General features: G+C 70.4%; 14 protein-coding genes. 1 reads left to right on the plus strand and 13 read right to left on the minus strand.

The window, feature by feature from the left end; all coding sequences use genetic code 11:
• The first annotated feature begins 26 nt into the window (after positions 1–26).
• Positions 27–539, plus strand: coding sequence for a TspO/MBR family protein (locus tag F9C12_RS21015; RefSeq protein ID WP_409183604.1), 513 nt, complete (start codon positions 27–29; stop codon positions 537–539).
• On the opposite strand, the gene F9C12_RS21020 is transcribed toward F9C12_RS21015, so the two are convergent.
• The 13 genes from F9C12_RS21020 to F9C12_RS21080 form a co-directional block, all read right to left on the minus strand.
• The gene (locus F9C12_RS21020; protein ID WP_409461577.1) at positions 536–1048 is read right to left on the minus strand and encodes a DUF5666 domain-containing protein; all 513 of its coding nucleotides are present in this window, start codon (positions 1046–1048) and stop codon (positions 536–538) included. The genes F9C12_RS21015 and F9C12_RS21020 overlap by 4 nt on opposite strands.
• Before the next feature lie 7 nt (positions 1049–1055).
• Positions 1056–2258 carry an ABC transporter permease gene (locus tag F9C12_RS21025; protein ID WP_409461578.1) on the minus strand — a complete coding sequence of 401 codons (1203 nt, stop codon included), beginning with the start codon at positions 2256–2258 and terminating at the stop codon, positions 1056–1058.
• Positions 2255–2953, minus strand: a complete 699-nt coding sequence (locus F9C12_RS21030; protein ID WP_409461579.1) for an ABC transporter ATP-binding protein — start codon at positions 2951–2953, stop codon at positions 2255–2257. Before F9C12_RS21030 ends, F9C12_RS21025 begins: the two co-directional genes overlap by 4 nt.
• Complete coding sequence (locus F9C12_RS21035; RefSeq protein ID WP_409461580.1) at positions 2950–4125, minus strand: efflux RND transporter periplasmic adaptor subunit; 1176 nt, start codon at positions 4123–4125, stop codon at positions 2950–2952. The genes F9C12_RS21030 and F9C12_RS21035 overlap by 4 nt, the downstream gene beginning before the upstream one ends.
• Positions 4126–4189: 64 nt before the next feature.
• Positions 4190–4528 carry a hypothetical protein gene (locus tag F9C12_RS21040; RefSeq protein WP_409183609.1) on the minus strand — a complete coding sequence of 113 codons (339 nt, stop codon included), beginning with the start codon at positions 4526–4528 and terminating at the stop codon, positions 4190–4192.
• 49 nt (positions 4529–4577) lie between these two features.
• Complete coding sequence (locus tag F9C12_RS21045; protein ID WP_409461581.1) at positions 4578–5048, minus strand: hypothetical protein; 471 nt, start codon at positions 5046–5048, stop codon at positions 4578–4580.
• Entirely contained in the window at positions 5048–5620 is a 573-nt protein-coding gene (locus tag F9C12_RS21050) for a hypothetical protein (RefSeq protein ID WP_409461582.1), read from the minus strand. The genes F9C12_RS21045 and F9C12_RS21050 overlap by 1 nt, the downstream gene beginning before the upstream one ends.
• Positions 5621–5640: 20 nt before the next feature.
• On the minus strand, positions 5641–6612 hold the full coding sequence (gene hemB / locus F9C12_RS21055) for a porphobilinogen synthase (protein ID WP_409183612.1): 972 nt from the start codon (positions 6610–6612) through the stop codon (positions 5641–5643).
• A 252-nt stretch (positions 6613–6864) separates the two neighbouring features.
• Positions 6865–8397, minus strand: a complete 1533-nt coding sequence (locus F9C12_RS21060; protein WP_409183613.1) for a uroporphyrinogen-III synthase — start codon at positions 8395–8397, stop codon at positions 6865–6867.
• An 82-nt stretch (positions 8398–8479) separates the two neighbouring features.
• On the minus strand, positions 8480–9427 hold the full coding sequence (gene hemC, locus F9C12_RS21065) for a hydroxymethylbilane synthase (RefSeq protein WP_037818841.1): 948 nt from the start codon (positions 9425–9427) through the stop codon (positions 8480–8482).
• The gene (locus tag F9C12_RS21070; protein WP_409461583.1) at positions 9428–10741 is read right to left on the minus strand and encodes a glutamyl-tRNA reductase; all 1314 of its coding nucleotides are present in this window, start codon (positions 10739–10741) and stop codon (positions 9428–9430) included. It lies immediately after the preceding gene.
• The gene (locus tag F9C12_RS21075) at positions 10741–11532 is read right to left on the minus strand and encodes a redox-sensing transcriptional repressor Rex (protein ID WP_409186808.1); all 792 of its coding nucleotides are present in this window, start codon (positions 11530–11532) and stop codon (positions 10741–10743) included. The genes F9C12_RS21070 and F9C12_RS21075 overlap by 1 nt, the downstream gene beginning before the upstream one ends.
• Before the next feature lie 617 nt (positions 11533–12149).
• Complete coding sequence (locus F9C12_RS21080; RefSeq protein WP_409461584.1) at positions 12150–13706, minus strand: molybdopterin-dependent oxidoreductase; 1557 nt, start codon at positions 13704–13706, stop codon at positions 12150–12152.
• Between the last annotated feature and the right edge of the window lie 2 nt (positions 13707–13708).

Genomic DNA, 13708 nt, shown 5'->3' on the forward strand with positions numbered 1-13708 from the left:
CCGCACCCCTCCTAAGATGAGCGCGCATGGACGGGGCGAGCCATGGAGGAAACGTGACGGCGCCCACACATCGCCGGAATCCGTGGCTGATGCTCGCGGTGTTCGTCGGGCTGGTCGGCGTCATCGCGCTAGTCGGCGCGCTGGCCGCGACCTCCGCGCCGGACGCCTACAACCGGTACGTGCTGCCGGACTGGGCCCCGCCCTCGTCCCTGTTCAGTCCGGTGTGGACGGTCCTGTACCTCGTGCTCGCCGTCGCCGGCTGGACTTATTGGCGCACTGACGGCGAGAACCAGGGCTTCGCCGCGTACGGCATCGGGCTGCTGTTCAACCTGATGTGGATCTCGCTGTTCTTCGCCGGCGGCTCCACGCAAATCGCGTGCGTCGACATCGTGCTGCTCGATTTCACCGTGATAGTGACGATCGCGCTGTTCTACCGCCGGTCCCGCGTCGCCGCGCTGCTGCTCGTGCCGTATCTGGCGTGGCTGCTCTACACGACCGCGCTGAACGTCGCGATCATCGCGCTCAACGACGTTCCCTAACGGCTCGGCTGCGCCACGATCGCCTGCGCGGTCACCGAACCGTCGGATCCGGTGCGGCCCTGGACGGTCACCGTCTGTCCCGGTTTGAGGTCGCTGAGCTTGCCCGGCTGAGTCACCCCGACCGTCGTCTTGTCCGAAGTGGACACTGTGACTTCGCTGCCCTGCGCCGTCTTCAGCGTGACCGTGCTGCCGTCGACCTTCTCCACGGTGCCGACCGTGCCGCGACCGCCTGCCGTGCGTCCGCCCGGTTGTCCTGCTGCCGGGTCAGGACGGGCGGTGGAAGCAGTGCTCGACGGACCGAACGCCGCGTGCGTCCACGCGCCACCAGCGAACGCGAGGGCCAGCACGAGCAGCCCGGCCAGCACGAGCGTCGGCTTGCCGAACGGCCGCGCGACCTGCTTCAGCTCCGCGGTGAGATCGCCTTGGACGGCGGGTTCGGCGATCAGGTCTTCCGGACGGGCGGGCTCCTCCGGCGGAGTCGGGATGGGCTGGGTGGTCGACGCGGACATGACGCTCCTACTCGTGCCGGAGGGCGTCGATCGGCCGCAGCCGCGAAGCCCGGTTCGCCGGGAAACTGCCGAAGAAAAGCCCGATCAGCGCGGATACCGCGAACGCCAGCGCGATCGACGACGGCACCACCACCGGCTGGATGCCCGCGATGCTGAACCGGCTGCCGACCACGCCGATCAGCACGCCGAGCAGTCCGCCAAAAAGACTCAGCATGGTCGCCTCGGCGAGAAACTGGCCGAGGATCGCCGAACGCGGCGCGCCGATCGCCTTGCGGATGCCGATCTCGCGGATCCGCTCGGTGACCGTGACGAGCATGATGTTCGTGACGCCGATCCCGCCGACCAGCAGGGAGATCGCCGCGACCGCGCCGAGCAGCACGGTGAACGTCTCGATCGCCGACGTGCGGGTCTGCAGCAGCTGCGCGGAGTTCTGGATCTGGAAGTCCGGATTCGCCGTGGCCTGGATGCCGTGCCGGGCGTCGAGGATCGCGGTGACCTCGGCCTGGGCCAGCCCGATCGAGTCGGCGGTGGCCGCCTGCACCGCGATCTGGTTCAGCCCGCCGTAGCCGGCGAGCGAGTTCTGCACCGCGCTGATCGGGGCGATCGCGACGTCGTCGGCGTTCTGCAGCCCGGTGCTGCCCTTCGTTTGCAAGACGCCGATCACGGTGAACTGGATGCTGTTGAGCAACACGTTCTTGCCGACCGGTTCGCCCGCGCCGAAGATCGATTGCGCGGTCGTCGGTCCGAGCACGACGACCTTGCGCGCCTGAGTCACGTCCTCGGCGCTGAACAGCTGACCGTCGGCGATCTGGCGGTTCGTGGTGGTGAAGTAGCTGGGTTCGGTGCCGACGACGCTCGACAGGTCATAGGAAGTCTGCCCGTACGTCGCGGTCGCGCTGGTGTTCACCACCGGAGCCGCCGCCTTGACGTCCGGCGCGCCCACCGGGTCGACCAGCGCGTGCGCGTCCTGCACGGTGAGCGGCCGGACCTGGCTGGCCTGCCCGCCGCCGCGCACCGGGGACACGTTGACCACGTCCGTGCCCAGCCCCTGGATGCTCGCGGTGATCGCCGCCGAAGCCCCGTTTCCCACTGCTACCAACAAGATCACCGACGCCACCCCGATGGTGATGCCGAGCGTAGTGAGCACCGAACGCAGTTTGTTCGAGGCGAGCCCGCGCACCGCGAACCGCATGATCTCGACGAAGTTCACGCGACCACCCCGGTGCGGGCCTCGTCGGACACGATCCGCCCGTCACTGACTCGCACTACCCGGTGCGCGTGCTGCGCGACCTCGTCCTCGTGCGTGATCACCACGACCGTGCGGCCGAGCGCGTTGAGCCGGTCGAAGACACCGAGGACGTCGACAGTGCTTGCGTGGTCGAGGTTTCCGGTCGGTTCGTCGGCGAGCAGCAACGCCGGTCCGCCGACGAGGGCCCGCGCCACCGCGACCCGCTGCTGCTGTCCCCCGGACAGTTCGTTCGGCAGATGCTTGGCCCGGTCGGTCAGCCCGACCAGCTCCAGCGCGGCGAGTGCCCGGCGGCGCCGCTCCCCGCGCTTGAGTCCACTGTAGACCAGCGGTAATTCCACATTGGACAAAGCACTGGTGCGCGGCACGAGGTTGAAGGATTGGAAGATGAAGCCGATCTTTCGGTTGCGCAGCAAGGCAAGCTGCCGTTCGTTGAGGTCGGCGACCGAGAAGCCGTCCAGCAGGTACCGGCCCGAGCTCGGCGTGTCGAGACAGCCCAGCATGTTCAGCAGCGTCGATTTTCCGGACCCGGACGCGCCCATGATCGCCACGTACTCGCCCGGCCACACCCGCAGATCGACCCCGCGCAGCGCGTGCACCGCCGTTTCTCCGCTGCCGTAGGTCTTGCGCAGTCCGGAGACCGCGATCACCGGCTTCATCCCCGGCCCCCGCCGCCGAGACCGCCGACGCCGCCTTGGCGTCCGCCGCCGAAGCCGCCGAGACCGCCGGTGCCGCCAGTGCGTTGCTGCCCGGAGCCGCTCGACGTGGTCGGCGACGCGGCCGTCAACACCACCTGGTCGCCCTCCTCGAGCCCGGACTTGATCTCCACAGTGGACTCTCCGCGCACCCCGACCTCGACCTGCCGCGAAACCGGCTGCCCGTTCCGCTCCACCGTGACCACGCTCGTCGTCCCGCTGGTCCGCACCGCGGCGGCCGGAACGCTCAGCACGCCATCGGCTTCCGCGACGGTGATCACGACGCTCGCCGACTGTCCGGGCCGCAATCCCGACGGCGGATTCGACAACGTCAGCTTCGCGCCGTAACTGACGACATTGCTGCTCGTGGTCGGCGTCAGATCGATACTGGAAACGGTCGCCGGCAACGGTTGATCCGGCGTCGCGTTCAACGTGACCGTGGCTTTCTGCCCAGTTTTCACCTTGCTCACGTCAATTTCCGCCACCGAGGTATTGACGACGAGACTGCCCAGGTCGGTGATGTCGATAAAGCCAGTGCTGCTACTGCTGCTGGCCGACTGTTGCCCAGTGGAACCAGACGACGCCGCCGCGGAACTGTTGCCGGAGCTACTGCCCGTTTGCTGCCCGATAGTCCCGTTAATCGCGGTGACAGTCCCCGCCCCCGGCGCGGTCAACGTCGTCGCGGCGAGCGCCGATTCGGCGTTGTCGACGTCCAGCTGCGCTTGATCCACTTTGGCCTGAAGCGCCGTAGTACTGCTCTGCGCCTGCGCCGTGGCGAGGTTGTCCTCAGCGACCGCGAGGTTGGCCTTGGCCACCTGAAGTTGTTTGCTCGCCTGGGAAGAGTCGATCGTCGCGAGCTTCTGCCCGGCGCTCACGACGTCGCCGACCTTCACGTCGATGCTCGTCACCTTGCCGGACGCGGTGAAGTTCGCGACGCCGGTGTACGTGCTCGCGATCGTGCCCGCCGCCGACACGGTCTGGGAGACGTTCGCGCGCCGGACCGGCGTCGTCCGGGTTTGCGCCTGCGCGGTCGAACTGCTCGGCGAAAAGGCCTGGTAAATCCCGAAACCCGCGCCGCCGAGCAGCACGACAAGGACTCCGTTGACCACCCAGGTTCGGTTGCGCAGCCGCGTCATGGCGGCAAGACTGCGTGGCCTGCTTAGCAGTCAGCTGTTGGTTCCCTGTGGGACAGCTGTGTAATCAGTCCTTCTTCTTTTTGTGCCGCGCCCGCACCGCGAGCAGCAATTGCCGGACCGCGTCCACCACCAGGATCGCGGACAGCGTGCCGAGCCCGAGCGCGCCGGCGATGTGCCCGCCGAAGTACCGATGCGACGTCAGCGGCGTGCCGTCGCCCGCCGTGGTGACGACCGGGACGACCCCGGCGTGCCACAGCGCGAACGCCGCCCACAGCACCAATCCGGCCACCACGACCTCGCCGAGCGCGACGAACGCGCGCCACGGCTGGTTGAGTTTCGCCTGCGGCTGGGGTTCCTCCGGCGGCCAAAGCCCGGCTCCGGTCGGCTGGGGTAGGTCGATCACGGGGTCCAGCCTTTCAGGTTCGCCGCCGTTCCGCGTCCCTCGTGGGGGTTCAGTTCCGGGAGTCATCGGCCTGTTCCTCGGGTCGGTTCTTCGCCGCCAGCTCCGCGAGCGCGGTCTTCAGCGCCTCGCCGTCGCGGGCCCAGGCGAGCACCACCGTGCCGTCGTCCAGCTCGACCGGCACCTCGTCGTACTTCCGCGGCGCCGACCAGCCACCGCCGAGCACCCGCGCCCCGACCGGCGCGCCGACGTCGGTCACCGAGGCGATCCGCTCGGCAGCCAGCGTTTCCCGCCCCTGCCGCAGCCCCTCGGTGGTGACCTCGAGCGAAAGGAACCGCCGCCGCGCGTACACCCACGGCAGCGTCAGCCCGAACAAGGCGAGCCCGATCAGCACCCAGCCGACGACGTGCGCCGGCCCGCCGGTGGCCAGTTCCGCGAGCGCGCCCAGCAGCGCGAACAACGGGCCCCAGACCAGCGCCGACCAGCCGACACCGGCCTCGGAGTACAGGGTCCTGGCCGCCATTACAGCTTCTTGCCGACCTTCGGGAAGTAGTCCGCGACCTTCGGCAGGTACAGCAGGATCAGCATGACGACCAGCGCCAGCGACGAGGCGAGCGCGAAAATGCTGCGGATCACCCCGAGTTCGAACACGATGCCGAGCACCGCCAGCAGCGTCGCGATGCTGCGCGCCGACCGCGTGCCCTCGCGGGCCTTCCAGGCGAACAGCACGAGCAGCCCGCCGAAGCACAGCGCGCCGATCAGCATGGCCCACACGAGGGTGGTGGCGTTGGCCTGCACCTGAGCGACGTCGACCTTCTGACCGCTCTGCCGAACCTGCTCGATCGCGCGGTCGACCAGCTGCTGCTTGAGCAAGACGGTGACCACCTGACCGGCCGCCACGATCACCGCGGCCACGATGGCGAGCACGAACGCGACGTGCACCGGCGTCGGCGGCTTGGCCTTCGGCGCGGCCTGCCCCGGCAGCACCGGATCCGGCGCGCGCCCGCGCTTGCGGCGCTCGTCGTCGGTGAGCCCGGAAAGATCGTCCGGGGTCACCTCGGCTGGCTTCGGGGTGTTCTTGTCCTTCTCGGCCACCCGGAAGACCCTACCCGGGCTCAGTCCAGCCAGGCCGCGGCCTCGGCCGCCCAGTAGGTCAGGATCAGGTCCGCACCCGCGCGCCGGAACGAGGTGAGCACCTCGAGCACGGTGCTCTCCCGGTCGATCCAGCCGTTCGCCGCGGCCGCCTCGACCATCGCGTACTCGCCGGAGATGTTGTACGCCGCGACGGGAACCGGCGAAATGTCGGCGGCCGCCTTCACGATGTCCAAATAGGACAGACCAGGCTTGACCATGATCATGTCCGCGCCCTCGGCGAGGTCCAGCTCGATCTCGCGCAGCGCCTCGCGGGCGTTGCCGAAGTCCTGCTGGTAAGTCTTGCGATCGCCCTTGAGCTGCGAGTCGACGGCCTCGCGGAACGGCCCGAAGAAGGCACTGGCGTACTTGACGGTGTAGGCGAGAATCGCGGTCTCGCTGTGCCCGACCTCGTCCAGCGCCCGGCGGATCACGCCGACCTGCCCGTCCATCATCCCGCTGGGCCCGAGCACGTGCGCACCGGCTTCCGCCTGCGCGACGCCCATGTCGGCGTACAACCGAAGCGTGGCGTCGTTGTCGACCAGCCCGTCCGCGTCGAGAACCCCGCAGTGCCCGTGGTCGGTGAACTCGTCCAGGCAGGTGTCGGCCATCAGCACGGTGGAGTCGCCGAGTTCGCTGCGCAGATCCCGCAGCGCGACGTTGAGAATGCCGTTCTCGTCGACCGCGCCGGACCCCTGGGCGTCCCGCTTCTCCGGAATGCCGAAGAGCATCAGCCCGCCGACTCCCGCGTTGACCGCCTCGACCGCGGCCTTGCGCAAGGTGTCGCGAGTGTGCTGAACGACGCCGGGCATGCTGGCGATCGGCCGAGGCGCGTCAAGACCTTCAGCGACGAACATCGGCAGGATCAGCTGCCGTGGCCGCAACGTGGTCTCACTGACCAACCTGCGCATTGCCGGAGTGGAACGAAGCCTGCGGGGTCGCTGCTCAGGGAACACAACTCCAAGGTACTCCGCGACAAATCCGCCCGGCAGGCGGTGCTCACACTCACCCGCGGCCGAGGCACCCAAAGAAGCGAGGCACCCACACCTCCCCCGCCCCCGATACACAGCCAAAAACACGGCGCGGGGGTGCTTGTCAAGGCATCTTTCCCGCCTTGACAAGCACCCCCGCGCCGTAGTCACACTAAAAAATCGGGGTGCCCCGCCTCACCATCGAGGCGCAATGTCGCCGCCAGGCGACGAGCCGACTCAACTACGCCGAGTCCGCTTGGCCTTCCGAGGCGGAGGCAACGCCCCCTCCGCCCTCAACCGAGCCGCATGCTCCGCCAACGCATCCACCAAATGCGGCACATCAGCCTTCTCCGGCTGCACATCCACCCGCAGCCCGAACTCCACCGCGGTCTCGGCAGTCTTAGGCCCGATACAAGCCACCAACGTGCGAGTATGCGGCTTCCCAGCAATCCCCACGAGATTCCGCACGGTCGACGACGAGGTGAAACAGACCGCGTCAAACCCACCGGTCTTGATCATCTCGCGAGTCTCGGCGGGCGGCGGAGCGGCTCGCACAGTCCGGTAAGCCGTGACGTCGTCGACTTCCCAACCACGCTCGACCAGACCAGCCGACAGGATCTCGGTGGCGATATCCGCCCGCGGCAGCAGAACCCGGTTCACCGGATCCAGCACGTCGTCATAAGGCGGGAACTCGGCCAGCAGCCCCTCGGACGACTGCTCGCCCGTCGGCACCAGCTCCGGGATGATCCCGAACGACCGCACCTTCGCCGCGGTCGATTCGCCGACGCAGGCGATCTTCACGCCGGAGAACGCGCGCGCGTCCAGGCCGAACTCCTCGAACTTCTCCCACACCGCGCGCACCGCGTTGGTGGAGGTGAAGACGATCCACTGGTACCGGCCGTCGACCAGACCCTTGACCGACCGCTCCATCTGCGCCGGGCTGCGCGGCGGCTCGACCGAGATCGTCGGCACCTCGTGCGAGGTCGCGCCGTGGCCGCGCAGCCGCTCGGCCATCTCGCCCGCCTGCTCCTTGGTGCGCGGCACCAGGACCTTCCAGCCGTACAGCGCCCGCGACTCCCACCAGGACAGCTTCGACCGCTGCCCGGCGGCCTGCCCGACCGTCACGACCAGCGGGCCGACCAGTTCGCCCGCGTCGTTCGCGACCGAGGCCAGCGTGGTGTCCAGCGTGCGCTGGGTGTTGATGGTGCCGTTCGCGGTGACCGCGACCGGGGTGGTCGGCGGCAGCCCCTTCTCGGTGAGCTGGCTCGCCGCCTCGGCCAGGTGCGCCGAGGTGGCGTGCAGCACGATCGGGCCGGGGGACGCGGCGAGCGCGCCCCAGTCGACCTCGCCGCGGACGTCGGCCTCGGTGTAGGTGCCGCCGAGCGCGACCCCCGCGTACGCCGGGACCGCGGTGCCCGGCGCGACGCCGGGGATGACGTCGAACACGGCCGAGGTGCGAGCCACGGCCTGGACCTCGGCCACGACGGCCGGGCTGGTCAGCGGGTCGCCGGAGACCAGCCGCAGCGCGAGCCGGCCGGCCTTGGCCTCGGCGGTCAGGTCCTTCGCGACGTCGGACGGTTCGCCGACGGCGGGGCGGACCTCGGCGCCGGGGGCGGCGAAGGCGAGCACGCTGGCGGGCACGTCCGGGTCGGTCACCACGACCTCGGCCTTGGCCAGGAGTTCCTGGGCGCGGACGGTGAGCAGCCCGGCGTCCCCGGGGCCCGAGCCCACGAAGGCGACGCGCCCGGCGGTCTTGCGAGCAGGGGTCATCGTTGGTGTTCTTCTCCTCTTGGGCGGCCGGCGCTCCGGCCGCTGGTGTCGGGCAGGTCGTGCGGGTCGGTGACGGCTGGCGTCACAGCGCGGGGCCGAGCAGCGCCCCGGCTCCCAGGTCAAGCAGTTCGGCGGCCAGTTCCCGGCCGAGCTTCTCCGCCTCGCCGATCCCGGCGATCGCGGAAGCCCGCACCATGTCGACGCCGCCGTTCTCGCCTTCGACGGCAGCGGTGCCGCGCAGCGAGATCCGTTCCACCACCGCGCCCTCGTCGTCGAGGTCCTCGACGATCTCGGCGAGCGCGCCCACCGGCGCGCTGCACCCTGCTTCGAGCGCGGCGAGCAGAGCCCGTTCGGCCGTCACCGCGACCCGCGTGCTCTCGTCGTCCACCGCGGACGCGAGCAGGTGCTCGATGTCCACGTCGGCGGCCCGGCACTCCAGCGCCAGCGCCCCCTGCGCGGGGGCGGGCAGCATCTGGATCGGGTCGAGGGTTTCGGTGATCTCGTCCACCCGGCCGACCCTGGCCAGTCCGGCACGCGCGAGCACCACGGCATCCAGCTCGCCGTCGGTCACCTTGCGCATGCGGGTATCGATATTGCCTCGGATCGGCACGATTTCCAAACCGAGACCCAGCGCGCGCAGCTGGGCCATCCGCCGCGCCGCGCCGGTGCCGACCTTCGCGCCCGGCGGAAGCTCGCCGAGGGTGAGGCCGTCGCGGGCGATCAGCGCGTCGCGCGGGTCCTCGCGCGGCGGCACCGCGGCCAGCACGAGGCCGTCCTCGGGCGCGGTGGGCAGGTCCTTGTAGGAGTGCACGGCGACGTCGATCTCATTGCGCAGCAACGCTTCCCGCAGCGCCGAGGTGAACACGCCGACCCCGATCTGCGAGATCGGGGCGCTGGAGAGGTCGCCGGGCGTGGTGACGGTGACGATCTCCACCTCCGCCCCGGTGGCGCGGATGGTGTCGGCGACGATGCCGGTCTGCGCGAGGGCGAGCTTGCTGCCCCGCGTGCCGATGCGAATGACTCTGGTCACTTACCGCTTCTTCTCGGATTCCGGCGCTGACGGGCTCGCCACGGCCGCAGGAGCCTGCGGGTCGAGGCAGAACAGTTCCCGCAACGCGTTGGCGTAGTCGGTGTCGGCCGTCTCGGCGGCCAGCTGCTTGACCCGCACCGTCGGCGCGTGCAGCAGCTTGTCGACCACCCGGCGAACCGTGCGGCCGACCTCTTCGCGAACCTGGCTGTCGAGTTCCGGCAGCCGGTTGTCCAGGCGGAGCAGTTCCGCGTCCACCACCTCGGCCGCGCGCCTGCGCAGCGCGGTGACCGTGGGCGTGACCTCGGCACTGCGCTGTCCGGCGAGGTACTCGCGCACCTCGTCGAGCACGATGCCGTTGGCTTTGGCGGTCTGCCGTTCGGTGGTCGGGGCTCCCGCGTCGCGCATGCGGCGCTGGATCGTCTCCAGGTCGACCACGGTGACGTCGGCGAGTTCGGCGACCGCGGGGTCGACGTCCTTCGGCAGCCCGAGGTCGCAGACGACCAGCGGACGGCCGGCGCGCGCGGGCACGTGCCCGGCGAGGAAGACCGCGTCCTGCGCCCCGGTGCACGCCACGACGAGGTCGGCCAGCTCGACCGCCTCGGCGAGTTCGGTCAACGGCACCGAACGGGCCGGAATCCCCTCCGCGACGATCTTCTCGGCCAGCCGGACGGCGTTGGCTTCGGTGCGGTTGGCCACCGTGATCTCGGCGATCCCGGCCTTGCGCAGCTGCGAAGCGGTGAGCGCGCCCATCGAACCGGCCCCGACGATCAGCGCGTGCTTGCCCGCGATGTCCCCCGCGGCGGCGAGCGCCTCGGACACGACGGACGCGCCGAGCTGGTCGAGCCCGGTCTCGGAGTGCACGCGCTTGCCGACGCGCAGCGTGGTCTGGATCAGCTCGTGCAGCGTGCGGCCGACCGTGCCGGCGTCGCGCGCGGTCGCGTACGCGGAGCGGACCTGGCCGAGGATCTGCGTCTCGCCGACCACCATCGAGTCGAGGCCCGAAGCGACGGAGAACAGGTGCTCGACGGCCGCGCCCGCGTAGTGCACGTACAGACTGTCGTACAGCTCGGCGGGCTCCATCCCGGCCTTGCGGGAGAGCACCTCCGAGACGTCGTTGACGCCGCCGTGGAACGTCTCGACCACGGCGTAGACCTCGATGCGGTTGCACGTCGAGACGAGCATGACCTCGCTGATGTGCTCCGCCTGCTGCAGGTCGTGCAGGACCTTGGTCAGCTCGTCCGCCGGGATCGCCGCACGCTCGAGCGTGCCGAGATCCGCACTGCGATGGGAGAGCCCGACCGCCAACACGCTCATCAGCGCACCACCATTCCGAGACCGCCGTCCGTGCCGGCGCCGTTTCGTCCGCTGCCATTGTCGGCGGGCAGGCCGGTGCCGGGTAACCCGGTATTCCCCTGGTTTTCCCCGGCCGCACCGGCCGCGCTGTCGGCGCGCCGAGCCACGTGGAACGAGAGGATCTGCAGCTCGACGGCCAGGTCGACCTTGCGGACCTCGACGTGTGCCGGCACCTGGAGCACTACCGGCGCGAAGTTGAGGATGCACTGGACGCCGCCCGCTACCAGCCTGTCGCACACCGACTGCGCGGCGGTAGGAGGTGTGGCGATGATCCCCACGGAAATCTCCCGTTCGGAGCAGACGCGAGGAATGTCGTCCATGTGCGAGACCGGCAGTCCCCCTACGGGAACGCCGATCAGATCGGGGTCGAGGTCGAAGAGCGCCTCGACCGGGAAGCCGCGGCCGGGGAAGCCGCCGTAGTTGGCGAGCGCGTGGCCGAGGTTGCCGATCCCGACCACGGCGACCCGGTGCTGCCGGGTGAGGCCGAGGATCCGCTCGATCTGACTGACGAGCACCTGCACCTCGTAGCCGACGCCGCGGGTGCCGTAAGAGCCCAGGTAGGAGAGGTCTTTGCGCAGTTTGGCGGAGTTCACGCCGGCTGCCGCGGAGAGTTCCTCGCTGGAGACGGTGGTCGCGCCCTGCTCGGCCAATCCGGAGAGGATCCGCAGGTAAACGGCCAGCCGGGCGACGGCGGCCTCCGGGATCTGCTTCGCCCGGACCGCGGTGTCTTCGGGGTCGGAGACGGCGGGCATCTCGGCGGTCGGGGCGTTGTCGGCGTCCGGAGCGGTGCGCGCTGCCCGGGCCGGACGGCGGGTGCGGCCGGTGGCGTCGGTCTCCGCGGCGGTTTCGGCCTGGGCTTCGGCGGCGGCTCGGGCGGCGGCGCGGCTGGTGCGGCCGTTGCCGTTGCCTGCCGCGGCGGCCCGGCCGTTGCCCGCGGCGTGCGCGCCGCCACCGGCGACCTGCTCGTTCCCGTTGTCCGGGCCCGCCGAGTTTCCGTTGCGCGCCAACCCGTTCTCGGTCACCGTCGCGCGACGGCGGCTTCCCGCGGCGTGCCGTCCGCCGGACCGGCGCGCGGCTGGCGGGGCGGGTTCGGCCGAGTCGGATTCGTCGCGGGGAGGCGTGGCCGGCGGTTCGGCACCGCTGCGCCCGCCCCGCTGTGTCACCACGCTGACTTCTCCTCAATCCGGCTTCGTGCCCGCGCTGTCCCCCAGCTGCCTCGACCGGCAGTGGAAAACCAACCCTTGACCCCACGGCTTCCGTCCGGTTCGATACCGGCCCTCGCGGGGACGGGTTCCTACGGTAGTCCACTTGTGAACGCATGCACAAAGTCACTGGTCATCCGCATGACCAGAAGCACAACCACGCTCGCTCAGGCGGCGGTGAAGGGCACCGTGTGCCACCCGGTCGCGCCGTCCGGAACCGGGTCCGCGGGGTGGTCGGTCTGGGTGTAGCCGGACTGGTCGGTCGCCCGCACCGTCATCGTGTGGCTGCCCGGCGGCACCGGCACCTCGGCCCACCACATCCGCCAGGTGTCCTTGTTGACCTCGGCCGAAAGCGTCGCCGGAAGCCACGCGCCCTGGTCGACCCGCACCTCGACCTTCGCGATCCCGACGTGCTGCGCCCACGCCGTCCCCGCCACCCGGACCTTGCCCGCGCGCACCGACGTCCCGCTGGCCGGTGCGTCGATCCGCGATTCGGTCTTGATCGGGGCCTGTTCCGCCCAGCCCCGCTGAAGCCAGTACGCCTGCCGCGCGTCCCAGGTGGTGAACTCCAGGTCGGTGACCCATTTGGTCGCCGACACGTACCCGTACAGCCCGGGGATCACGATCCGCGCCGGGAAGCCGTGCTCGACCGGGAGCGGCTCGCCGTTCATGCCGATCGCCAGCATCGCGCCGCGCGCCGGGTCGAGCGCGACGTTGGCCGGGGTGCCGCACGTGAAGCCGTCGACACTGGTCGCGTACATCTGCTGCGCGCCCGCCTGCACACCCGCCTCGGCCAGCAGGTCGACCAGGTCCACGCCGATGAAGTTCGCGGTGGAGATCAAGTCGCCGCCGACCTCGTTGGAGACGCAGGTGAGCGTCACGGTCCGCTCCACCAGCGGGCGGTTCCGGATGTCCGCGTAGGAGAAGCTCACCTCGCGGTCGACCATGCCGTGGATCTTCAGGGTCCAGTCCTCGGCCCGCACCTGCGGCACGACGAACGCGGTGTCGATCCGGTAGAAACTCCCGTTCGGCGTGATGAACGGCGGCGACCCGAGCCGGTGGAAATCCGCGTCCGGCGGCAGCGGCGGGGCCTTCCGGGCAGCGACCAGCGGCCCGATCGACGCCCGCGAGCCGGTCGCGCTGCTGGTGGTGGACACGACCTCGCCGACGATCGCCGCCACGCCCGCGCCAGCCGCGATTCCCGCGCCGCGCCGCAGCACCTGGCGGCGGCTGAGTCCTTGCCGCGGTTCGGTTTCCGCCGGCAAGGCCCGGCGATGCAGCCAGCTGAACACCAGCAGCGCAGCGCCCAGCGCCAGCACCGGAGCCAGCAACGCGAGCTGCCCGACGTCCGTGCGCTCGAACACCGCGTAAATGCCGAACGCGCCGACCACGACCACCAGCAACTGGCCCGGCAGCGGACGACGGCGCGAAAGCTGTCCGGCGAGCACCGCGAAGCCCAGCAGCACCACGGCCAGGCCGATCTTGAGCACGGTCTTGTCGGCGGTCCCGATCGTCTGCTCCGCCCACACCACGACGGCGTGCGGGCTGTGCGCGATCACGAAGTCCGCGACCGCGACGAACGGCGACGCGTTGTACCCGACGAAACCGGCGACCAGATGTCCCACGCCCAGCGCGACGGCCAGCGAAACCAGCCCGAGGAACGTCGCGAGGCCCAGCGACAGGCGCGGCCGGGCGGTCGGCGGGGCTTCTTTCAAGGCACTCACCC

It is taken from the genome of Amycolatopsis sp. GA6-003 (assembly GCF_046267895.1).
Lineage (GTDB): Bacteria > Actinomycetota > Actinomycetes > Mycobacteriales > Pseudonocardiaceae > Amycolatopsis.